Source organism: Chryseobacterium sp. T16E-39, from assembly GCF_002216065.1.
In the GTDB taxonomy this organism is placed as follows: Bacteria; Bacteroidota; Bacteroidia; order Flavobacteriales; family Weeksellaceae; genus Chryseobacterium.
Genome location: NZ_CP022282.1, coordinates 3494411 through 3519257 on the forward strand (window position 1 = coordinate 3494411; position 24847 = coordinate 3519257).

Below are 24847 nucleotides of genomic sequence, written 5' to 3' on the forward strand. Positions count from 1 at the left end.
TGTGTTCAATTAGTCGTTATCCTTAATTTTTAAACTCCTTTGTTTTCTAAATATAAGTAAATTTAAAGTAATGTGATGGAGTAATTTTTATGTTTTATTTGAAGGTTTCAGTGTTAAGATAATATAATCTTAAAAATTATTTGAATTATAAAATTTTGTTAAATTTATAATTCTCTACATTTTTAAGACATTGAAAATTAAGAGAGAACAACTACAAAAAAACATAAACGTATGATGAAAAAATTATCATTAGTCTCTTTGTTTACTTTGTTTCCTGCATCGTTTTATTTTGCGCAAACAACCGTGTTTGCCTATCTGAAGGATGCTGATGGAAAACCCATAGAAAGGGCAGAAGTAGATTTAAAAGGGGGCGGAAATGATGTGGAAGCTGACAAAATTGGCTATTTTCAATTTGTCGATTTAGCAGCCGGCCACTATCAGATTGTAATTACGAAATCCAATTACGAAACGAAAGTCATGGAATTCGATGTTTCTGGTGAAGAGAAGCGAAAGGACTTAGGAATTATTACTTTGTATTCTAATTTATCCTCCAGTGTGGATCAGGGCTTAGCTATTATTGATAGCGATGGTGATGACGATAATAATCAGACATCAACCGTAGGATTACTCCAGTCATCTCAGGATGTGTTCAGTAGGATTGCAGCATTTGACTTAGGTTTCTATTGGTTTCGTCCCCGTGGGATCGATGGTAGAGCTGGCGAGACTATGCTGAATGGTGTTTCTATGATCAAATCAGATAATGGTAATGTAGATTTTGGAAATTGGGGAGGTCTCAATGAAGTGACCCGGTATCCTGAAATTGCAGTGAATCATTCCCCTTCTGAATATAGTTTTGGAGGCAACAGTTCTGTTATTTATAAGAATATGAAGTCCAGTGAATACAGAAAAGGATTTCAGTTTACCCAATCTTTAACCAACAGAAATTATAGAAACCGTACATCTTTACGGTACAGCTCAGGAATGAATAAGAATGGCTGGGCATTTACTGTAATGGGTGCAAGAAGATGGGCTAATGAAGGAATACAGGAAGGTACCTTTTATGATGCGTATAGTGCTTATCTGGGGGTTGAGAAAAAACTCAGTGATCAACACAGTATTACATTCAATTTTATAGGTGCACCTTACAGAAGATCAACGGCAAGCCCAAGCACGCAGGAAGTATATGACTATAGGGGAGTGCATTACAATTCTTATTGGGGATATCAGGATGGCAAGCAAAGGAGTGAAAGAGTAAGACAGGGATTTCAACCTATATTTCAGATTCAGGATTTCTGGAAAATTGGTAAACAATCAAGTCTTTGGACTTCTGTATCCTATCAGTTTGGAAAAGATAAAAGTTCGCGTTTAGATTGGCAGAATGTACAGAATCCATCACCTACCTATTATAGAAACCTTCCAAGTTATTATGATTCTTTAGATCCTAATGCCTCAGTGCCTGCAGGATCCGGGGGAATAATGACTACTGTTCAGGATGCTTATCACACTTCTTTGAATGCATGGACCTCAGGAGATCCTAATATTACTCAGCTAAACTGGGATAATCTTTACAGGAGAAACAGCCAACAATCTGCTGGAACATATTATGGACAAACCGGAAAAAGAGCTTTATACTATCTGGTCAATGATGTCAGTGATGATAAAATTTTTAATGTATCTACTCATTTCATTCACAACTTTAATGACACTGCTAAATTTTTGCTTAATGTGTCTTATCAAAACTATCGTTCCGAACTATACCGTGAGGTCAAAGACCTTTTGGGAAGTGATTTTGTTTTAAACAGAGATCCTTTTGCGGCAACAAATCAGCCCGGAAAATCTGGATTATTTAATGATGGTGAACAGGATGTGACTAAAAAGGTTGGAGATAGAATGACTTATGACTACATCTTTCGAAGACAAGAGGTGAAAATAAATCCGGGACTGAAATTTTCAGTTGGAAAGTTTGACGTATTTGTTTCTGGACTTGCAGGATACTCTTCCTCCAGTAGAGAGGGGCTGTTCAATCATTATCTCTATAAAGACTCTAAAGGGAAAAGTGCAGATTACAACTTTTGGAATTATGGTTTGAAAGGACAGGCTGTTTATAAACTGAACGGAAGGAATTTCTTTGTATATAATGGAGCTTATTATTCCCAGGCCCCCTACTTAGAAGACCTGTTTATTAATCCGAGGGTTAATGGTTCAGTAGCTCCCAATATCAAAAATATGATCATTAATGCAAATGATTTGAGCTATATTATTTCTTCTCCATTTTTGAAATTAAGAGTAACAGGATATTTAGTTGATACAAGTAATGAAACAATGGTGCAAAGATTCTTTGCAGATGGTATACAACTCAATAATTCTGATGATCAGGGAAATGAAACGCTGGTTCAAAGCGCATTTGTAACTCAGGTAATGACGGATGTCAAAAAAAGGAATATGGGAGCCGAATTGGGATTTGATGTAAAAGTTACCCCTACATTATCTTTACAAGGCTTAATGAGCTATGGACAGTTTACCTATCAGAATGATCCGGTTACTTATTTTGCTTCGGATGCTGCCGGTGTTTTCTCTAATGGTCTTTCTTACATGAATCTTGGAAAAGCATATATTAAGAAATACAGGCAGGGTGGAACTCCCCAACATGCTTATTCGTTAGGCTTTAGATATAATTCTCCTAAATATTGGTGGTTTGGAGCCAATTGGAATTATTTTGATGAAAATTATTTAGATCCTTCAGCATTGGTCAGAACAGAATCATTTGTTCAAAATAATAATTCTTCTACTCCTTATTATAATCTTACAGAATCTGAATTAAGAAGAGTACTGCAACCGAATAAATTACCCTCTTCCTTCTTTATTAATGCTAATGCAGGGAAATCCTGGGTGATTGGGAAGTATTATGTATTACTTTCTGCGTCCGTTAATAATATTTTAAATAACAAAAGATACATTACCGGAGGTTTTGAACAAACAAGGAATGCTAAATTCCCAAGTTTTGTCCAGGATAATGATCGTGAGTTTACTCTATTTGGACCAAAATACTGGTATACTCAGGGACGGTCTTATTTCATTAATCTACAGTTTAGATTTTAATTTTTACCACTTTAAAAACAACAAAAATGAATATAAAGAAATACTTTAGTTTCGTGACAGGAATTGCTTTTGCTGTAATTTCTATTACTTCTTGCGTACAAAAAGATGATTGGGAAACTCCTCCAGTTAAATGTATGAATAAATTTCCCTCTCCCACCATAACAATGGCTGATTTCAAAGCCCAGGCTCCGGCAAGTGGTTTTATTTTGATCAATACGGATCAGATTTTTGACGGATATGTTGTTTCTTCTGATGAGAATGGTAATTTTTACAAAACAATTTCTTTTCAGGATAAACCGGAAAATCCGACGGTAGGACTACAAATTGAAGTGGACAGATCAAGCAACTATGCTGATTTTCCTGTAGGTGCGCACATTAGAATCAATGCTAAAGGTTTAAGATTAGGACTTGACAGGGGAGTAGTAAAGATAGGTTCCGTAGATGCTAATTTTGCTATTGGACGGATTCCAGGAATTGTATTGAACAGATATCTTTCAGGAGTTTGTAATGGTTCGGGATTGGATATTGCAACCATAAAACCGGTAGAACTAGCTAATCTCAAACTTGCTCAGAATACGGATTATTTAAATATTTTAGTTAAAGTGCCCAATGTCCAGTTTGCTGTATCGGAATTAGGTAAAACTTATATTAATTACGTCGGAGGAGCAGGTGTTGATACAGATCGAAGTATTGTAGATGTTACTGGAAATGCTACTGTTCTTAGAAATTCAGGATTTTCTACATTTGGGGCAACAGTGCTTCCTGAAGGAAAAGGAGATCTGACGTTTGTTGTAAGCCGGTATACTTCTTCTTGGCAAATGTTAATAAGGAGCCTTAATGATGTGAAATTTACAGGGAAAAGATTCTTTTTTGAAGGGTTTGATAGTGGAAACCTTGATAATTGGTTCAATGTGAGTGTAACAGGAGCTCAGGTCTGGAATATCCAACAGTTTGGAAATCCAAAACCTTGTGTAGTAATGAATGGCTTTGCTGGGGGAAACAATGCGAATGAAGACTGGTTAATTTCCAAACCAATTTCTTTACAGGGGCTTGCTTCTGCCGCTTTGTCTTTTGATACGGATGTGAGATATAACGGTAATCCTTTAGAGGTTTTTGTCACTGAAAACTATAGTGGAGATCCTTCTACAACAGTATGGGTACCGCTGTCTGCTATATTGGATCCTGATTCGGGCACTTTTAATACGTGGACGTACTCCGGAGATATTAGTCTGAATGCCTACGTCAATAAGAATATTACTGTTGGCTTTAAATACACATCTACAACATCTGCTGCTGCAACATGGCAACTGGATAATGTGAGAGTGGTAGGAAATTAAAAATAGAATGATTTAATAAAAAAAGCCACTACTGATGTAGTGGCTTTTTTTATTAAATTTATTCTTTTAAAAAGAAACTTCGTTCACTTCTTTCCCTCGCTGGAAGTTCATTACTTTCTGACTTCCTTTATAAGATACGGTAACAATGTTACTCTGCTTTGGAAAAGCGCTTAGAAGAATCGTATTTTTTATTTTCAAGGTATTGATATCCGAAACACCTCCTGTTTCAAAATATACCCATACAGTTTCTCCGCTTACCTGACTTCCTGTAAATGTTATTGTCTTTGGAGAGCCATTGACGTACACATCAAAATTATTATTTACATATTTTTTTACTTCTGCTTCAAATCCTGCAGTATTAGGATTTATTTTGATCGCATCGGAAATATGATTTGTATTCATTTTCGTGGTGAACTTCAATGTTTTGCTTCCATCAATATAATCAACTTTGGTCATTGAAGAGAAAAAGTCTACATACATAAAACTCATTAACACAAAAAATGTTAAAATTCCTGATATATATAAAAGTTTTTTCATCTTAATTAATAGATTTACAATCATAATTGTTTGTTATAAGTCACAAATAATATGCCAATTAAAAGTTCACATTCACCGCATACTTGTCATAAAATGCTTTAATGTGTGCTACAGCCTCATCAGCGGTATCTACCACTCTGTACAGATCCAAATCATCCTCGGCAATCATCCCTTCTTTTAATAAGGTTGCCTTGAACCATTCCAATAGGCCATTCCAAAATTCAGAACCTACCAGGACAATTGGGAATCTTCCTATTTTATTTGTCTGGATCAGGGTGATCGCTTCTGTAAGTTCATCAAGAGTACCAAATCCTCCTGGCATTACCACGAATCCTTGAGAATATTTTACAAACATTACTTTTCTTACGAAAAAGTAATCAAAATTCATTGAATAGGATTTATTGATATAGGGATTAAAATGTTGTTCAAAAGGAAGGTCTATATTTAAGCCAATGGATTTACCTTTAGCATTGAAAGCTCCTTTATTTCCAGCCTCCATGATACCTGGTCCTCCACCTGTAATAATACCGAAGCCTATTTTTGTTATTTTTTCAGCAATTTCTACTGCCATTTCGTAGTATTTGCTCTCCGGCTTTAATCTTGCAGATCCGAAAATAGAAACACAGGGTCCTATTTTTGCTAATTTTTCATACCCATCAACAAACTCGGCCATCACTTTGAAAACCATCCAGCTGTCTTTGGTGATGATTTCATCCCAGGTTTTTTGTCTTAAACTATTTTGTAGTTTTGTTTCATTAACATCAAATTCCGGATTTATTAAACTCTCATCCTTAGTTCCATCAATTTCCATTGCAAAATTATTTAAAGTATTTTTCAGCCTCTGTTATAGATTCGGGTCTTCCAACGTCTATTAAAACATTGTCATGTACAAAACCGTGGATATGTTCTGTTTGCATCAGATCCAGGTATTCTTCCATAACAGAAAATTTGCCTTTTCTTTTTATTTTTTCAAAGATAGAAGGGTTGATGCAATGTACACCGCTAAAAGCTAATGCTTTAAATCCCTTGTTGAATTCTGCAAGCCTTTGCTCCCCGGTTTGTACATTTAACCAGCCTCTTAAAACCAAATCATCATTAAAAAGCAGTTTTCTTGAACTTTCTCTATCCGAAACAGCTAAAGTAGCAAAATCTTTTATCTTTTTGTGATAACTAACCAGATCATTGATATTTATCTCGGTTAGAATATCAGCATTCATGATTAAGAAATCTTCTCCATGATCAAGGAATCTTCTAGCAAAAATTAAACCACCTCCGGTTTCAAGCAACTCCTGGCTTTCATCAGAAATTTCAATATTACAATTGAAATTGTTGTTTTCCTTTAAAAAATCAATGATCTGATTCCCAAAATGATGAATATTAATGACGAAATCGGTAATCCCAAAATTTTTAAGGTATTTGATATTTCTTTCTAATAAGGGAACATCATTTACTTTTGCCAGTGCTTTCGGATGGTGATCGGTAAAAGGCTTAAGACGTGTTCCTTTACCGGCTGCAAAGATTAAAGCTTTCATGTAGTATAATGGATATATAATGAATGATCATTGATAAAATATGGACCGTGTAAATTAATCATTTATAATGAATCGCTTATCAATTATGAATTGAGTTGGTGCTGTTCATCGTGATGTAGGCTTATTTCGGTTCCTTCAGGATATTTTTTCTGAATGTATTCTGCTATTTTTATGGCAGAATATACAGATCTGTGCTGGCCACCTGTACAGCCAAAGTTAATCTGAAGGTTTTCAAATCCCCGGGAAAGATAATTATCTATATTAATTGATATAATGCCTTTTACTAACTCTAGAAACTGAGGCATTTCAGTTTCATTCTCTAAAAACTCCTGCACACCGATGTCATTTCCGGTCTGAATTTTAAACTCTTCGAGCCTTCCTGGGTTAAGTATCCCTCTGCAGTCAAAAGTAAAACCTCCTCCATTTCCGGTTTCATCTTTGGGGATTCCCCCTTTTTTATATGAAAAACTGTGGATGTCTATGTGTAGCATATTTAATTATTTTTTTGTTGTAACCATTGCGGTTTGATTGATTAAGGCCGATTACCTAGAATATTTACAATTGAGTGTTCAGTATTTTACTAATTTTTATGGTCGTTTTTTCCGAAGGTAACTGCTGTATGATCTTTTGAAGTTCGGGGTAATCTTTTATGTCTTTCCAGGTTTCAGCAAATTGTACAATATTCTCAATTCCTTGTTCAATGCTTGAAATAAAATGTTGTTTTCTTTGAATAAGTCCCCTTAATCCATAGGCTCCCAAAACCTGAAGGAATCTCATCAACTGAATTGGTTGTACTGAATTTTTCAGTTGCTGTCTTGTCTCTTCACTTTCAAATTGTTGAATGTAAAATTCAAGCATTTCATTTTTGAAATCTGCAGGGAAGTTAGCTTTAGCCTGAAAAAGAAATGAAATAACATCATAGATCAGAGGTCCTCTCATTGCCGACTGGTAATCGATAAAGGAAACCTCATTGTTTTCGTTTACCATAATATTTCTCGCCTGAAAGTCTCGGATCATTATTCCTTTTGGTTCCAGGTTCTCAATAAGAGAAGCGATGCTTTTGAATTCTTTGAGTAGGGTAGATTTGTGATATTCCAGTTCAAGAACATCCCCAATAAAATTTTTGAAATAGTACAGATCATGAATCACAGGAAGCTCATCATAATTTTCATATTCAAATGTTTTTGTGAAATCAATTTTCCCCTGGGTTTGGGTTTGTAACTGAAAAAGTTTTTCTAGGGTTTGCTTGACAAGGGATCTTACCCTATCTGATAAACCCTCTGCTGAAATGATTTCTGAAAATGTGTTTTCTCCAAGAAACTCCTGGACATACATCTTCTTATCTTCCGAAATAATAAAAATTGTTGGAGTGTTAAGATGCAGTTGAGTGAAAACTTTTGAATAATAAAAAAAACTTTCATTTTCCTGAACATTTTCATTATAGGTAATAATATACTTTTTATCATCCACTTTTGCCCAAAAATTCACCCTTGCAGATCCGCTTTGAGCCAATGTGACAAACTCAGAAGATTTTTTACCACTATAGTTTTCAAAAAATCGTTGTGCCTTTTCAGAAGTCATAATATGGAAACAAATATAATAAATTTCCTGAAAGCAAGCAGGAGGTAGAAAGAAGGAAGTTTTAAATCCAGAATCGGTCTCCGGATTTGTTAGAGAAATTGTAATGCAGAACTCTTTTAGAATGTGAAAAGGTATGGAAGAAGGGTATTGAATTCGGATTATTTTTAACTAAAATGTGTTAAAGTTCAGTACCTGTATAGAAACTCCAGATTTCACATTTTTCACTTTCTGACTTTTCTTTATCTTTGTAACTATGCTAAAGGATTTTAAGCCTGTTTTAAGTATTCTGTTGAGGTTCATCATCATTTACCTGGTGCTGCTTTTGGGCTATCAGTTTTACCTTAATAACTACAAGGAATCGGGATTGGACCCTTTTTCGAAAATGGTAGCTGAACAGGTGAGTTCCATTCAGAATGCTTTACATTATCCTACCCAGCTCTATAATGATGTAGCAAAAGAGCAGGTATGGTTTTATGTAAAAAAAGTATATGTAACTCGGATGGTAGAAGGGTGTAATGCAATTTCAGTGATGATCTTGTTTGTCTCTTTTGTCTTCGCATTTTATAAAGGGTTTAAAACTTTTATTTATGCTTTTATTGGCCTTTTGATACTGTATGTGATCAATGTATTAAGAATTGTGGGAATTAATCTATTGGTAAGCGATTACAAAGAATATGAGAGAATGGCTCATGATTTCCTTTTTCCTGCGATTATTTATGGGACTGTAGTAATACTCTGGCTGGTCTGGATTAAATTCTTTGCTTTAAAAAAATGAAAATACTTAGTTGGGTTTTAGTAATATTAGGAATTTTGGGGCTTATGAGTGTACGGGTACTCGAGAATAAGCTGTTTTATGACCCCTTCCTAAAGTACTTTCATGAAGCTGATAAAAGCATAGCTTTTCCTTCTTTTGAATGGGGACAGCTTATTTTAAGCCATTTATACAGATTTATTCTGAATTTATTTTTCTCATGTTTAATTATTCACTTTATGTTCAAAAATAAAACATGGACAATGCAGGGCGCCGCATTGATCGTTATTGTATTTCTGATCACTTTTCCTATATATCTGTACTGTATCTATGACCGTTTTCAAATTGGATATCTTTTTTCTTTTTACATGAGACGCTTTGTGATACAACCTTTGATCATTCTGCTTATTATTCCAATGTTTTATTACAGGAAAAAAATGCTCCAAAAATAATTTCCCGGGGTCTATTTATTCGACAGAGTGTTTCACTTCAAGAGTTATATTTTCAGAAGTCCATTCTACCCGTTTTATAAAATCTCTTTCGCGTACAGGGCAATCTTTTATCTGACAAACAGGGCATGAAATGGTTTTACAATCATCCATATGGAAATTGAACTCAATAGTACGTTTGATGTTTTTAGCTAAAAGAATAATCACATTTTCCATTTCCTTATGAGCATCGCGCAAGCTGTAATACCAAGGGAGTGTAATATGGGCATCAATATGGAGCGATGCCCCGAACTGTTGGATTTTCATATTGTGAACATCGATCCATTCGTCTTTTCTGTTATTTTCGAGAATGTGAACAATCTGAACGAGTATTTCCGGGTCTTGTTCGTCCATAATTCCACTTAATGACTTACGGATGATCTTATACCCCACAAAGATGATGTAGGCACCAAAAATCAAGGCTACAACCGAATCCAGCCAATATATTTTTGTAAAGAAGACAATGACTAAACTGAGAACAACTCCTAGTGTAGTTATCGTATCAGATTGTAAATGTTTTCCGGATGATATAAGAACTAGAGAATTATCTGCTTTTCCTTTTTTAATGGAAATATATCCAAGTAAATAATTAATTACAGCGGTAGCGGCAATAATAGCGATTCCCCAGTCCAACTGGTTGAGTGTCTTGCCAACGATTAGACTATTAATACCTTCATAGATGATCATAATTCCTGCAATGGCAATTAAGGCACCTTCTATACCTGAAGTTACAAATTCTACTTTTCCGTGTCCGTAAGGGTGGCCTTCGTCTTTTGGCTTTGCTGCCAAATGCAATGAATAAAGACCCATAAAGGCACTGATAACATTTACAACGCTTTCCATCGCATCTGAAAATACGGCATCTGAATTGGTGAGTTTCCAGGCGATCAATTTGCCGATGAACAAAATGACTCCAAAAACAGCAATCCATCTTTGAAAGCCTATCTTATTTTTATTCATATTCTATAATCTTCGTAGTTTGATAAAAAAAAGAATCTCAATTTTGAGACTCTTTTTTATTTTGTTAGTTTAAACTAAGTTATTTGATACTAAGTATTCTGCGATCTGTACTGCGTTCGTTGCAGCTCCTTTTCGCAGATTGTCTGCTACGATCCAGAGATTGAGCGTTTTCGGCTGGGAGAGGTCTCGTCGTATTCTTCCAACGAAAACTTCATCTTTCCCCTCAGAGTTCAGAGGCATAGGATACAGATTGTTTTTGACATCATCTATTACCACAACTCCCGGAGTTTCAGATAATATCTTTCTTACTTCATCCAAATCAAATTCATTTTCAAATTCGATATTCACACTTTCAGAATGGCCACCCTGAACCGGGACTCTTACTGCAGTTGCTGTTAAATTAAATGTATCATCACCCAATATTTTCTTAGGCTCTTTCATTAATTTAATTTCCTCTTTGGTATAGTCGTCATCACTGAAAACATCACAGTGTGGCAATGCATTTTTAAAGATCTGATAAGGGTATACTTTTGCTACCGAATCATCACCTTTAATTTCAGAGTTTAACTGATCAACAGCAGCTTTCCCTGTTCCTGTTACCGACTGATAGGTAGAAACGACCACTCTTTTAAGATCATATTTCTTGTTTAATGGCCCTAAAACCATTACCAATTGAATGGTAGAACAGTTAGGGTTGGCAATAATTTTATCTTCAGCAGTTAAAACATCAGCATTGATCTCAGGAACAACTAATTTTTTAGTAGGATCCATTCTCCAAGCGGAAGAGTTGTCAATTACTGTAATTCCTGCTTCAGCAAACTTAGGAGCAAACTCCAAAGATGTTGATCCTCCTGCTGAGAAAATTGCAATATCAGGTTTGGCAGCTATAGCGTCGTTTATGCTTACAATCGTATATTCTTCCTGTTTATACTTCACCTTCTTACCAATAGATTTTTCCGATGCTACCGGAATTAATTCTGTGATAGGGAAGCTTCTCTCCTCCAAAACTTTAAGCATAACTTGTCCAACCATTCCTGTTGAACCGACTACAGCTACTTTCATCTTAATGATTACAATTATTTAAGTTAATATATTATGCCCCGAAGACTCTTGTCCAAGGGAACGCGAATGCAAATAAGCCAACTGCAATTAATCCCATAATGACAATTCCTAAAGAAATAGTGTCATTGGATTTTACTTTTTTATTGATGATCGTCATCAATACAGCCGCAATCAGCATAGAAAATGGATGTTCTACATACTGGAATCTTAGATCTGCATTTTTCATTACTGATCCCATATCCAATCCTTTTGTAAAATTGATAATCAACATAATGATTCCAATCAGAAACTGAACGTGGAAGAAAATCATCGTGAAGAGGGTAGTCTTCTTTAAAAATTTATTTACTTTTCCACTGAAACCAAACATCGTTCCTAAAAGTGCAATAATGAATAGCGCTACTAAGAGAAGCTCTAAGTACCCAAATCCTTTATGGGCACTCAATAAAATCTTGTAAAAATCCATATCCTAATTTTTCTATTTTTCTAATGAACAAAGATAACAAAAAATCCCGGCGAAAGCCGGGATTGATATTTATAAAATCTAAATTTATGTTATTAGAAGTTGAAAGATAATGTTGCAGACCAAGTTCTTCCGAAACCAAAGTATACACGGTTTCCATCAGCAATACCTTTGTACATTCTACCTGCCTGCTCATAAGTTTTCCCTTTGTCAGGATCGTTATTAGCAGTAATTTTATCACTACCAAAAGTATTTGTAGCACCATCAGCGATATAAGTAGTATCAAATAGGTTATAGATATTTGCTCCTACAGTAAAGTATTGGCTGCTATCTCTTAATCTGATTTTGTATGATATACCAATATCTGTCAGATTATAATCAGGTAATTGTAATACCCCTCTATCTTGATTCGCAATATTTGAGAATGTAGCGATATCAATAGAAGAATATAATTTACCAACAAATCTCCAACCACCGTAAATACTCAAGTCTTTTACAGGTTTAATCGTTGCTCCTAATGACGCAGTCATTTGTGGAATACTGTTGTTGCTTGTTCCTCCTACTTTCACTTTATCGATATAAAGTGTTGTTACATTTGAATCTCCCGCAACTGTCAAAGGTTGGTTATTTCCGTCGAATGTTGATCCGGTTGCATTTCCTTTGTAGTAATAATCTCCCCAAGAGAACATCCCGTTAAACTCTACAAAGTTATTAAGTTTGTAAGTTGCATCAACTTCAACTCCCTGGTGGATTTCTGTAATACCATTCATTTCTGCATAAGCATCTGTTACGTTTGGTACCGTAATATTTCTTCTTAATGCTCTGTCTTTCCATTGTGTTCTATAAAGGTTAACATTAGCATTAAATTTAGAAGATCTGAATCCGTATCCAACTTCTGCAGAGAATATTTTCTCGTTAGTTAACTGAGGGTTAACAACTTGCTGGTTACTTGGGTAAACTGCATTCATGAAAGGCTGCTTACTGTAGTAACCAATGTTTCCGAATACATTATGATTTTCGTTAATGTTATAGTTAAGTCCCCCCTTAACATTGTATCCAAATAAATTTTTGAATCCAGTCTTTCTATTAACGATTTGATCTCTCTGTTTTGTAACTCCATCAATTACAAACTCATCAATTCTTTGATAACCTTGGTTTGAAATTGACCCTTGTAAGAAAGCAGAAATTTTATCGTTGGTATATTCTACCTGACCAAATCCACTGTACCATAGAACTTCACCGTCATTACTGAAAGCTAATCTGTTCTCTAAAGGAACCTGGCTTCCTCCAAACGGATTCCATACCAATTTTTTATAATCATAAGTCTGATTAATGACATTAGGTGGAATGTTTTTATTGGTATTATCCTTGTAACCACTTGCTCCATATAGGTCAGAAGCAACCTGATAGTGGTATCCATAGTAGTATCTGTCATCAGTTCCTACTGAGAAGTTCCAGTTGTCATTGATCTTATGTTGGAAGTTAGCTAAAATACCATACCAGTTATGAGAATTGATACTTGATCTACGAATTAAAGTTTGTCCGGCTCCTGCTGTATTTACATTGATAGCGGCATTTTCTTTAAAAATCTGGTCATAATTGTATAAACCTTGTGCATCTCTAAAGTAAGAATTGCCATTTGCATCAAAACCGTTAATTGTTTTGTTGTTTACTCTACCAATATCAGCAGTTCCTCCACCTCTACCGTTAGACATGTATGCAACAGTACTCAACTTGGATTTTTCACTCATTGTCCAATCCCAGTTAAACATAATTACTGGTTTTGAATAGTAATTAGATCTGTTGGCAAGTGCAATTCTTCTACCTTCACCATTTGTATAATATCCCCAGTCTGAGTTATACGTTCTGTCTGGTTTTCCGTCCTTATCTGGATTATACTTAATATAATCAGAAATAGAAGGAGCAAAAGATCTCTGATCATGCCACTGAGGAGATGACGTAATCATAAATTGGAAGTTATGTTTTTTACTTGGCTCCCAACCTAAAGCAAAATAATATGCATAAGATTCAAAATCTGTATTTTGAATATAAGTACCACCAGCTGTTCTGCTTATTAAGAAAGATGAAGACCATCCGTTGTTTAATTTTCCTGTATTATAAGCAAATGATGTTTTTAAGTAATCATTATTACCAACGCCTAATCTTATTACACCTCCTTTCTTCATATCTGCTGCACGGGTAATGAAGTTAATTGTTCCCCCCACAGAAGCGATTCCTAATTTAGATGAACCTAAACCTCTTTGAGTTTGGATGAAACTTGTAACATCAGATAAACCTGTCCAGTTAGAATAGTATACAGTACCCCCTTCCATATCGTTTACTGGCATACCATTTACCATTACGGCGATATTTCGAGATTCAAAACCTCTCATAACGATACCTCCGTCACCAAAACCTCCTCCAGATTTAGTTGCATACACCGAAGGTGTAGAATTTAAAATTTCAGTAAGTTCTTGGTTCCCTAGTCGTTCGATAATCTGTGCTGCTTTAATAGTAGAAGCTGCAACAGGTGTTTTTCTATCTTTAGCGATATCGGTTACACCTTGTAAAATTACCTCCTCAATGTCTTTGGACCTTTTGATCGTGTCCTGTGTTTCTTGAGCGTAATAAACACTAGCTGTAGACAATGTAATTACTACAGTCAGTATCGATTTGTTGATTAATTTCATAATCGTTAGTAATAGTTAGATTTAAATTTTATGCAAAAGTCGCTAAATAAAATTTAACCAATATTAACTCAATGTTAATTTTTAACTAATATTAAGAATTATTAAACTGTTGATTTGTAGCTATTTAAGTAAAAAAGGTGTTTTTGTGTTAAAAAAATGCATTGCATAATATGTAAAAAAGCATAGTTATTTTTATTAAAAATACAACACTACTTCACGGCTTTGAGGCTTAAATCAATGTTGTCAGCCGAGTGTGTGAGGGCTCCGACAGAAATGTAGGTCACTCCAGTAGAGGCAATTTCTTTAAGTTCATCTCTTGTAATTCCACCTGAAGCTTCAGATTCACAAACTCCATTAATCATTTCAACTGCCTGCTTCATTGTTTTAACATCCATATTATCAAGCATAATTCTATCTACTTTCGCCTTAATAGCTTCCTGAACCTCCTCAAGGTTTCTCGTTTCTACTTCTATTTTAAGCTTTTTCTTATTCTTTTTGATGTAATCTTTGGCCATTTTTACGGCATTGGTAATGCTGCCGTTATAATCTATGTGGTTGTCTTTCAGCATGATCATGTCGTAAAGTCCATATCTGTGGTTGGTTCCACCTCCAATAGCAACTGCCCATTTTTCACATATCCTAAAATTAGGAGTTGTTTTTCTGGTATCTAATAATTTAGTTTTTGTTCCAACTAATCTGGCATCCCATTCGTGAGTAAGCGTTGCAATTCCACTCATCCTTTGCATACAATTCAGGATCAATCTTTCAGTGGAAAGTATAGATTGAGCACTTCCTGTAACGGTAAAAGCGATGTCACCTACCTTTGCGGCTTCTCCATCTTTGATGAAGGTTTCAACTTTTAAGTTTTTATCAAAAGTTTTGAATATAATCTCAGCTAGTTCTACTCCTGCAAGAATACAATCTTGTTTTACCAGTAGTTTGGCACTTTGCTTCAGATCTTTAGGAATTGTAGATAAGGTAGAATGATCACCTTCTTGGATGTCTTCTTCCAGAGCTGATTTTATAAATAATTTAAGTGCTTTATCTGTTACGTAGTTTGGCTTTTTCATGTTTTGTATACTTTTAAGCTAGATCTTTATTATAAAATGCTCCTTTGTTCTCTGTCATTTGCATGGACTGCGTAATGATGAGATGTGCAACGGTGGTTAAATTTCTCAGTTCGGATAATTGAGGAGAAAGAATAGAGTAGCGGTATATTTCATCAACTGCTTCTGCAATTTCATGATGTTTTTGTAAAGCCATCTTCAATCGTCTGTTGCTTCTTACAATACCAACCAAATCGCTCATCATTTCCTGGAGCTGTTTTCTTAAATAGCTCACAATGACCATTTCGTCAATAATCTTCATCCCCTCTTCATTCCATTCGGGGACAGCCTTTAAGTCGTCAAAATTAAAGTTGTTGTGATTTAATAATTCTGCCGTTTTCATAGCAGCGTTGTGACCAAATACAAGGCCTTCAAGTAAAGAGTTGGAAGCTAGTCTGTTGGCTCCGTGTAATCCGGAGTTGGTACATTCTCCTACTGCAAATAGGTTTTTAATAGAAGATTGACCATCCCTATCTACTTCAATCCCCCCCATTAGGTAATGACAGGCTGGAACTACTGGAATTAGTTGTGTAAAAGGATCAATTGCTTCTTCTTTGCATTTTTTATATATATTCGGGAAATGATCTAAGAATTTTTCCTGGTTCATTTCTCTGCAGTCTAAACCGACATACTCATCACCGGAAATTTTCATTTCATTATCAATAGCTCTGGCAACAATATCTCTGGAGGCAAGCTCTTCACGTTCATCATATTTATGCATGAACTTTTCGCCTCTTTTTGTTCTAAGCTTTGCACCATCACCACGCACAGCTTCAGAAATTAAAAATAGCATTCCATCAATTTTGCTGTATAAAGCAGTAGGGTGGAACTGATAATATTGCATATTGGAAACATTACCTTTCGCACGGGCAACGAAAGCGATTCCGTCACCTGTTGCAATAGTTGGGTTGGTTGTGTTTTTATAAACGTGACCTGCTCCTCCCGTAGCAACAAGAGTTATTTTTGAAGTAATTTTTTTAATGGCTTTAGACTTTTCATCTAAAATATAGGCCCCGTAACAGTGGATATCACCTTCATTTAATTCTTTTCCGGGAACATGGTGCTGCGTAATGATATCGATAACATAATGATGATCCAGAATCTCAATGTTTGCGCTGTTTTTAGCGGTAAGCAAAAGTGCTCTTTCAATCTCAAAACCTGTAATATCTTTATGATGAACAATTCTGTTTTCTGTATGTCCTCCCTCTCTTCCTAAAGCAAATTCTCCATTCTTCATGTCAAAGTTTGCGCCCCATTCTACAATTTCATTAAATCTTGCAGGAGCTTCTTTTACCACCATTTCTACTACATCACGTTTGCTTTCTCCGTCACCAGCGCGCATGGTATCTTCAATATGCTTGTCGAAATTGTCTTTCTTGAAATCGGTAACAACGGCTAAACCGCCTTGGGCATATTTTGTATTGCTTTCATCCTCATCAGATTTCGTTACTATTATTATTTTGGCATCAGGAAGTTGTTCAGAAACTTTAATTGCATAAGAAAGTCCGGAGATTCCGGAACCAATTATTAATACATCCGCTTTTATCATATGCTTGCTTTAAGACCGTGGTCTAATCATTAAATAAATTTAAACAATTTTTCGTTTGGTTTCCTCACTTTTTTCATATGTTGGAAGAGGTCCTCTTCAGATCGGTAGCCCATTGCCAGGGTAACGGTTACTTTTTCTATGTCCGGATTAAGACCTAAAATGTTTTCAATCAGATCTTCACGAAAACCTTCCATCGGACAAGTATCAATATTTTCAATAGCTGCAGCATACATTAGATTAGCTAAAACTATATAAGATTGTTTTTCTGCCCAGTTGAAGACTTCTTCATTTTTTTTCTGAGTAATATGTTGATTGATACTCTTTTTAAAAAGATCAAGCTGTTCTAAAGGGATATCTCTTACTTCAGAAATATGATTAAAATAACCTCGGATATAGTTTTCATCGATTGTTTTTTTTGAAACAATGACTATAAGATGGGAGCAAGTGGAAATTTGAGAAGGATTATAAAAAGCGGGTATCAGCTTTTGTTTCATTTCTTCGCTTTCAACAATTAAGATTTTGTAGGGCTGAAGTCCCAAAGAACTTGCAGACAGTTTTCCTGACTCAAGAATGTTATGAAGTGTTTCCTGAGGAATAATTTCTTTATTGAATTTTTTTACAGAATATCTTCTGCTTAAAGCTTCCAAATAATTCATATGACAAATTTAAGAATTGAATATGAATAAAATAGAGTTATCCTAAAATATCTCTGCAAATAGTATAAAAAAGGATTGCTTCATCAATGAGGCAATCCTTTTTCTTTAGAATGAATATTTTACATTACTCCCTATTTTTTACCAATATCCATCCGGAATATTTAATAGCTGTACTCTTTTTATCATTTTCATTCCAGGTTACAGAAAACCAGTAGCTTCCTGTGGATACTTTTCTGCCGACAATCGTTCCGTCCCATCTGTATTTATTGGATTTATCACCCTGGTAAATTTTAGCTCCATACCGGTCGAAAATACTGAAAACCAGGTTTTGTTTAATAGCTAAAGCTGAATAATCGATTACATCATTTACTCCATCTCCGTTAGGGGTGATCACGTTGATCAGATTTGGAACAGTTACAGTAATATCAATAGGTTCACAGTCATAGGCATCTTTTACAAATATGTTGCTTTCCCCTCTTGGTATATTGTTAAATACATTAGAGTTTTGCCAATTGATATTATCTAAAGAATATTGATAAGGCGGTGTTCCACCTGTTACATTCACTGTGATTGAGGTGCTTGTAATATCCACACTGTTAATTACCGGTTGTTCTGAAGGGAATACTTTAACGTTTTGAGTGGCAATACACTCACCTGTCTTTAGTTTTACCCAATAAACCCCTACACCTACATTGGTGATTGTTTGAGTTGTAGCTCCGGTACTCCAAAGGTATGATGCAAATCCAGGACCTGCATCCAGAGTGGTCTTATCCTCAATACAGATTGTTTTGTCTTTTAATACTGTTGAAAGCACAGGGGCAATTACTATGAGTGTTACTTTGGCTATGGCATAGCATCCGTTTGAGTTGGTTACTCGGACATAAACGACTCCATTAGGGGCGATGTATGCTGCGGGTGTGCTGATTTCGTTGGTTCCGTTTGTAGCATCTGTTAGTGATGGGTAGTATTTTTTTGTTAGCCCTAAAGGAGCGGTAGGTGTTACCACAGCAGCTGTCAGGTTAAATGAAGCCAGTGCTGGGGTCGCTTCTATAAAACAGGATCTTAATGTTGCCTCATTCACGGTAACGGTTGGAGCAACTTTTAAGACGACCGTTGCATCGTTATTGTCACATAAAACAGATGTTGGGTCTTTTATGACAACAGAAATATTTGTGGTCGTATTATATTGGAAATTCGTGGGATTTGGAATTGGAGTTCCACTTCCTGTAATATAATATGTAAAATTATAATTGCTGGGAGTTGCGGTAAACTGTGAGTTCAATGTCGTTAAATCAATACTAGCCATGCCTGCTAGATCCGGGCAAATGGTTTTGGTGATCGCAGTTTGTAAAAGAGGAATTTTGTCTACATAAACCTTTACGTTTTTAATAGAATGTCTTGATCTGGCCCCTCCTGTAGAAGCTGAGAATCCGAAATATCCTACGGTCATTGCTGCCGCAGCGCCAGCAGGAGCGAAGGATTGGTTTACGATTAAGTTACCGTCGAGAGTTATTTTTACAATCCAGTTGGCGGGAGCAGCCGGATCAACTTCTCCACTCACTTCAACATGTTTATAGTTGGTTCCCTGAAATGGTTGTGTAACATTCAGATCTGCTGAGTGAAAAGAACTTCCGGGAACATTGAAAAACTCAACATTATTGGTGTCCGTGGTATTTTGAACCTGTCCGTACGCAACATGTACTTTACTCATTCCTGAGCTTCCTGTAGCATTGTTGTACGTGTCAAAAGCTGTAATAAAGCCAATTGCATTTTGAGAAACACCCAATCCGGAACCTAAAATACTTGCAATCGGAGGATTGGCTAAATACCAGAATGCAATACCATCTCCGGTGTATGTTTGGTTTGAATCCATCCTAAAATCGAACTCTACTCTCCATTTGTCACAATATTTTAAGTTGATGGGTTCGTTTAATCTTATGGAACCTGATTGGTCATTGGTATCTGGAGTGAGTTGAACAAAATCGGTATTCACTACAGTTGGAGCAACCATTGTCCATCCTGTTGTGTTCACTGGATTCCCTGTTAGCTGATAAGTTTGTGAGATAAGCTGTAGGGGAAAACAGAGCAAAATGAGAAGAAAATAAAAGGGTATAGTTTTTTTCATAGTTTTTGAATTGTTTATTTTGTAGCGTTATGCTTATAATCAATAGGCTTGTTTATATGTTGTTGTTGATAATTAGTATTTTTTTCTGATGTGGTAAAAAGAATCACTTCAATTTTTTGGAGTGATTCTTTTCTATCATTTCAGTAATGAGCTTAATTACTCTCTGTTTTTCACTAAAATCCACCCTGAATATTTAATGGATGTATTTTTTTTATCATTTTCATTCCATGAAACAGAGTACCAGTAACTTCCTGTAGGTACTTTTCTTCCGCTTAGGGTTCCATCCCATCGGTACTTTGTAGATTTATCCCCCTGGTGAATTTTAGCACCATATCGGTCGAATATATTAAATACAAGGTTTTGTTTATTTGCTAAAGCTGAGTAATCGATCGCATCATTTACTCCATCTCCGTTAGGGGTGATCACATTGATCAGGTTTGGAACAGTTACAGTAATGTCAATAGGCTCACAGTCATAGGCATCTTTTACAAATATGTTGCTTTCCCCTCTTGGTATATTGTTAAATACATTAGAATTTTGCCAATTGATATTATCTAAAGAATATTGATAAGGCGGTGTTCCTCCTGTTACATTCACTGTGATTGAGGTGCTTGCAATATCGACACTGTTAATTACCGGTTGTTCTGAAGGATAAACTTTAACGTTTTGAGTGGCAATACACTCACCTGTCTTTAGTTTTACCCAATAAACCCCTACACCTACATTGGTAATTGTTTGAGTTGTGGCTCCGGTACTCCAAAGGTATGATGCAAATCCAGGACCTGCATCCAGGGTAGTTTTATCCTCAATACAGATTGTTTTGTCTTTTAATACTGTCGAAAGTACGGGGGCAAGTACTATTAGCGTTACTTTGGCTACGGAATAACATCCGTTTGCATTGTTCGTGACCCTAATGTAAATCACTCCATTAGGTGCAATATAAGCAGCTGGTGTTGTGATCTCGTTTGTGCCGTTTAAAGCATCAGTTAATGATGGGTAGTATTTTTTGCTGGTTCCTGCCTGGGTCGTTACTGAAGCAGCTGTTAAATTGAAAGAAGCCATTGCAAGATTTGATTCTAAGAAACAAGATCTTAAAGTAGTATCATTAACGACAACAACAGGGTTTATATTTAATGTGATTTTAGCTACATCCACACACCCCTGAGGAGTTGTTACTTTTACAAATACCGCACCTGTAGGAGAAGCATAGGCAACTGGGTTTAATATTTCATTCACTCCTGCATTAAGGTCAGCCATTGAGGGGTAATATTGTTTGGTAACACCAGGGACAGTGGTAACTGCAGCGGTAGTCAAATCAAATATTGCAGTACCTGCATTGTTATTGTTACACCCTGTAAGTGTTACATCATCAGCTGCAAAAGGGGTTGGGTTCAGCTTAATGACACCATCTCCATTATCACACAGGGTTGAAGAAGGATCTTTAACGACAACGGTGATCGTGGTAGCTCCCGTGTATTGAAAGCTTGTTGGATTGGCAATAGGGGTTGAACTGCCTAGAACATAATAAGTAAAAATGTAATTGGCGGGAGTATTTACAAATTGAGTATTATAAGATGTTAAGTCTACAGTTCCGTTTCCTGTAGCAGGATTTACACACACAAAAGGTGTAATTGTGCTCTGTAAAATAGGGACCTTATCTACGAAAATTTTCGCATTTTTAATAGAGTGTCTTGCGCTTGCTCCACCGGTAGCAGCGGAAAATCCAAAATATCCCTGGGTCATACCTATTGCGCCTCCTGAAGGGGCGAAAGATTGATCAGCGATTAGTACACCATCAATTCTTACCTTAATAATCCAGTTGGTGGGATTGGTAAGATCTGTTTCCCCATTTACTTCTACATGCTTATAGTTGGTTCCCACAAACGGTTGGGTCGCATTAAGATCAGGAGAATGGAATGTGCTTCCTGGAGTATTATTGTATTCAATATTGTTATTGAGTGAGTTGTTGGTTCCATATAAAATATGAACTTTGCTCATCTGGCCCTCAGTGGTGTTGTTGAAGATGTCAAATCCTACCATGAGTCCGGAAGCGTTGGCCGGAATTCCTAATCCTCCACCAGAAACAAATCCTGTTGGTGGATTAGCTAGGTACCAAAATGTAAATCCATCTCCTCTGCCAAATTGAGCAGTTCCGTTTCCATCGATTCTAAAATCAAATTCCACTTTCCATTTATCACAATATCTTAAATTGATAGGATTAGCAAGCTTTATGGCACCATAAAGATTTCCTTGGTCCGCAGTAAGCTGTACAAAATCCGTATTTACATTCGCACTTGAAACAAGATCCCAGCCTGTTGTGTTTACAGGGTTTCCTGAAAGCTGGTAGGTTTGGGAAAAAAGGAAGCCAGGTAGATTTATTACAATAATAAGGAGAACGAGTACTAAAGTTTTTTTCATTGAAGTGAGTGGGATAAAAGTTAATGTTAATTCATTTATTTAGTTTCAAGTGTTTCTTCTAAGTGTTATCTAAAAAAAAGACCACTACCAGTAAATTGAGTGATCTTTTTATATATTATTCTCTATTTTTAACCAATACCCAGCCGTTGTAATTTGTTTGAGTATTGTTTTTATCATTTTCATTCCAAGAGATAGTGTACCAATATGTGGCAGTAGATACTTTTTTGCCGCTTGCAGTACCATCCCATTTGTAATTTCTTAATTTATCAGCTTCATAGAGCTTGTTTCCATATCGGTCATAAACAATGAATACCAAATTCTTTTTGTAGGCTAATGCAGAGTAGTCGATATAGTCATTCACGTTGTCTCCATTTGGAGTAATTGCATTGATCAGATTTGGCACTGTGATTTGTACATCAATAGGGTCACAATTATAAAAATCTTTGACGAAAATCTTATGTTCTCCTCTTGATAAGCCTGTAAATACATTGGAATCTTGCCAGGTAACACCATCTAATGAGAATTTATAAGGTGGAGTGCCGCCATTTACATTAATTGTTATGGTACTATTGGTAATATCAATACTTGTAATAACAGGTTGTGGAGCTGCATTTACTTTTACAATCTGGTTTGTGAAACAGCTTCCGGTTTTTAATAAAACAGAATAAATTCCTACCGGGACGTTTTGAATAGATTGTGTCGTAGCTCCTGTGCTCCATAAATAACCGTCAAAACCAGGTCCCGCATCTAACGTTGCCGTTTCATCGATGCAAATGGTTTGATCTTTAAGGACAGTTGAGCTTACCGGAGGTAGCACAACAAGATTAATTTTTACTATCGTATAGCAATTATTACTGTCAATCACTTTAACATATACTACGCTATTGGTAGAAACGTATGCTGCAGGATTTACAATTTCGTTGGTGCCAGCTAATGCATCTGCTAATGTTATATAGTATTTTTTATTAACTCCCGCCTGTGATGTAACATTTGCTGTCGTTAGATTAAATACTGCTGAAGTTGTGTTGGTATCAATGAAGCATGAGCGTAACGTGTCATCATTAGCTGCTACTTCTGGAAGAAATGCCAATGTGATCTCTGCATTCCCGGTACATCCTTGTGGTGTCGTTACTTTCACATATACAGTTCCCGGAGCAGACAAATAACTTGTAAAATTTGTAATTTCATTAGTTCCGGCATTAAGATCACTTAATGTTTTATAATATTTTTTAATGGCTCCGGGTACTCCGGTAACAGCTGCGGTTGAAAGGTTAAATGTTGCTGTTCCTGCTTTATTGTTATTGCATTCAGAAATAGTGACATTGTTTGCAGTAAATGGAGCAAGAACCAGCAGGATTTTCCCATCAGGATTGTCACATAAAACTCCGGCATTATCTTTAATAACTACAGAAATAGTTGTGTTGGTATTAAATTGATAATTGGTTGGGTTTGCAATAGGAGTAGAGCTTCCTAAAACATAATAATTAAATGTATAATTAGCAGGAGTATTCACAAATTGTGAATTGAATGTAGTTAGGTTTATAGTGCCGTTTCCTGTAGAAGGGTTAGGGCATAAAGATTGAGTTACAGAATTCTGTAAAATAGAAACTTTATCAGTGTATATCTTTACATTTTTAATAGAACTTCTTACAGATGCAGCTCCTGTAGATGCAGAAAAACCGAAATATCCCTGTGTAATTGCTGCTGCAGCTCCTGCTGGAGCAAAAGATTGATTAATAACCGAATTTCCATCGATCTTTAAAGTAATAATCCAGTTGGCTGGAGTTGCCGGATCTACCTGCCCGGTTACTTCTACATGTTTGAATGTAGGCCCCACTAATGGAATTGTTGAGGTAAGGTCCGGAGAATGGAATGAGCTTCCAGCAGTATTAAAAAATTCTATGTTGTTATTATCGGTTGTATTTTGTACAACACCATAGGCAAGGTGTACCTTATTCATCTGGCCTGCCGTTGTGTTGTTGTAAAGGTCAAAGCCCATCATAAGGCCTATTGCATTTTGTGGAATTCCTAATCCTGAACCCAGTTGGCTTGTTATCGGGGGATTTTGTAAATACCAAAATGCGAAACCATCTCCTCTTCCGGAAGAAGTTCCGTTTCCATCAAGTCTGAAATCAAATTCAATTCTCCACTTATCGCAGTATTTCAAATTAATCGGGTCATTCAGCTTTATAGCTCCTGATTTATTGGTTAAATCATCAGTAAGCATAACGAAATCTCCGCTGGCTACTGCAGAAGGAACTACAGTCCATCCCGTAGTATTAATAGGATTTCCCGTGAGCTGATAAGTTTGCGAAAATAATTTTCCTGATAAGCAAAATAAGACTATAGTAAAGTAAAACAGTAATTTTTTATTCATTAATTAGGATGTTTAAAAATTGAACATGTAAATATATTAAATCCTAACTGATAAATATGTATTCGGTGTTAATTTTGCCGAAAATATTAATAATTTTTTAACAAAAGTTAATTTGCTTG

Annotated in this window: 19 protein-coding genes; 4 read left to right on the plus strand and 15 right to left on the minus strand. The window is 35.8% G+C overall.

Annotated elements, in window-relative coordinates; genetic code table 11:
• The first annotated feature begins 231 nt into the window (after positions 1 to 231).
• Both CEY12_RS15845 and CEY12_RS15850 read left to right on the plus strand, forming a co-directional pair.
• Positions 232 to 3099 (plus strand): carboxypeptidase-like regulatory domain-containing protein, encoded by a 2868-nt coding sequence (locus CEY12_RS15845; RefSeq protein WP_089028612.1) that lies wholly within the window; start codon positions 232 to 234, stop codon positions 3097 to 3099.
• A gap of 26 nt (positions 3100 to 3125) precedes the next feature.
• Entirely contained in the window at positions 3126 to 4436 is a 1311-nt protein-coding gene (locus CEY12_RS15850) for a DUF5689 domain-containing protein (protein ID WP_089028613.1), read from the plus strand.
• A 66-nt stretch (positions 4437 to 4502) separates the two neighbouring features.
• On the opposite strand, the gene CEY12_RS15855 is transcribed toward CEY12_RS15850, so the two are convergent.
• The 5 genes from CEY12_RS15855 to CEY12_RS15875 all read right to left on the minus strand — a co-directional run bounded on the left by CEY12_RS15855 (position 4503) and on the right by CEY12_RS15875 (position 8086).
• Entirely contained in the window at positions 4503 to 4973 is a 471-nt protein-coding gene (locus tag CEY12_RS15855) for a DUF6702 family protein (protein WP_228409712.1), read from the minus strand.
• 58 nt (positions 4974 to 5031) lie between these two features.
• Positions 5032 to 5784 (minus strand): TIGR00730 family Rossman fold protein, encoded by a 753-nt coding sequence (locus CEY12_RS15860; RefSeq protein WP_089028615.1) that lies wholly within the window; start codon positions 5782 to 5784, stop codon positions 5032 to 5034.
• A gap of 7 nt (positions 5785 to 5791) precedes the next feature.
• Positions 5792 to 6505 carry an NDP-sugar synthase gene (locus CEY12_RS15865; protein WP_089028616.1) on the minus strand — a complete coding sequence of 238 codons (714 nt, stop codon included), beginning with the start codon at positions 6503 to 6505 and terminating at the stop codon, positions 5792 to 5794.
• 83 nt (positions 6506 to 6588) lie between these two features.
• Complete coding sequence (locus CEY12_RS15870; protein ID WP_089028617.1) at positions 6589 to 6996, minus strand: RNase adapter RapZ; 408 nt, start codon at positions 6994 to 6996, stop codon at positions 6589 to 6591.
• A 64-nt stretch (positions 6997 to 7060) separates the two neighbouring features.
• Entirely contained in the window at positions 7061 to 8086 is a 1026-nt protein-coding gene (locus tag CEY12_RS15875; protein WP_089028618.1) for an aminoglycoside phosphotransferase family protein, read from the minus strand.
• A gap of 253 nt (positions 8087 to 8339) precedes the next feature.
• Here CEY12_RS15875 and xrtF point away from each other — a divergent pair, with 253 nt between their 5' ends.
• Together xrtF and CEY12_RS15885 are read left to right on the plus strand one after the other, a co-directional pair.
• On the plus strand, positions 8340 to 8861 hold the full coding sequence (gene xrtF, locus CEY12_RS15880; protein ID WP_089028619.1) for an exosortase family protein XrtF: 522 nt from the start codon (positions 8340 to 8342) through the stop codon (positions 8859 to 8861).
• Positions 8858 to 9289 (plus strand): exosortase F system-associated membrane protein, encoded by a 432-nt coding sequence (locus tag CEY12_RS15885; RefSeq protein WP_089028620.1) that lies wholly within the window; start codon positions 8858 to 8860, stop codon positions 9287 to 9289. The genes xrtF and CEY12_RS15885 overlap by 4 nt, the downstream gene beginning before the upstream one ends.
• Before the next feature lie 15 nt (positions 9290 to 9304).
• Here CEY12_RS15885 and CEY12_RS15890 read toward each other — a convergent pair whose 3' ends face one another.
• From CEY12_RS15890 to CEY12_RS15935, 10 genes are all read right to left on the minus strand, one after another.
• Positions 9305 to 10285: a cation diffusion facilitator family transporter gene (locus CEY12_RS15890; protein WP_089028621.1), complete on the minus strand. Its 981-nt coding sequence runs from the start codon at positions 10283 to 10285 to the stop codon at positions 9305 to 9307.
• A 69-nt stretch (positions 10286 to 10354) separates the two neighbouring features.
• Entirely contained in the window at positions 10355 to 11347 is a 993-nt protein-coding gene (locus CEY12_RS15895) for an aspartate-semialdehyde dehydrogenase (RefSeq protein WP_089028622.1), read from the minus strand.
• A gap of 31 nt (positions 11348 to 11378) precedes the next feature.
• Positions 11379 to 11810, minus strand: a complete 432-nt coding sequence (locus CEY12_RS15900) for a hypothetical protein (RefSeq protein ID WP_089028623.1) — start codon at positions 11808 to 11810, stop codon at positions 11379 to 11381.
• Positions 11811 to 11902: 92 nt separating this feature from the next.
• A complete protein-coding gene (locus CEY12_RS15905; RefSeq protein WP_089028624.1) occupies positions 11903 to 14497 on the minus strand; it encodes a TonB-dependent receptor in 2595 nt (864 codons plus the stop codon).
• Positions 14498 to 14706: 209 nt separating this feature from the next.
• Positions 14707 to 15567, minus strand: a complete 861-nt coding sequence (gene nadC, locus CEY12_RS15910) for a carboxylating nicotinate-nucleotide diphosphorylase (protein WP_089028625.1) — start codon at positions 15565 to 15567, stop codon at positions 14707 to 14709.
• 13 nt (positions 15568 to 15580) lie between these two features.
• Positions 15581 to 17152, minus strand: a complete 1572-nt coding sequence (gene nadB, locus CEY12_RS15915) for an L-aspartate oxidase (RefSeq protein ID WP_089028626.1) — start codon at positions 17150 to 17152, stop codon at positions 15581 to 15583.
• 29 nt (positions 17153 to 17181) lie between these two features.
• A complete protein-coding gene (locus CEY12_RS15920) occupies positions 17182 to 17808 on the minus strand; it encodes an NAD(P)H-dependent oxidoreductase (protein WP_089028627.1) in 627 nt (208 codons plus the stop codon).
• Positions 17809 to 17932: 124 nt separating this feature from the next.
• On the minus strand, positions 17933 to 19933 hold the full coding sequence (locus CEY12_RS15925; RefSeq protein ID WP_089028628.1) for a T9SS type B sorting domain-containing protein: 2001 nt from the start codon (positions 19931 to 19933) through the stop codon (positions 17933 to 17935).
• A gap of 156 nt (positions 19934 to 20089) precedes the next feature.
• Positions 20090 to 22351 carry a T9SS type B sorting domain-containing protein gene (locus CEY12_RS15930; protein WP_089028629.1) on the minus strand — a complete coding sequence of 754 codons (2262 nt, stop codon included), beginning with the start codon at positions 22349 to 22351 and terminating at the stop codon, positions 20090 to 20092.
• A 115-nt stretch (positions 22352 to 22466) separates the two neighbouring features.
• Entirely contained in the window at positions 22467 to 24728 is a 2262-nt protein-coding gene (locus CEY12_RS15935) for a T9SS type B sorting domain-containing protein (RefSeq protein ID WP_089028630.1), read from the minus strand.
• Between the last annotated feature and the right edge of the window lie 119 nt (positions 24729 to 24847).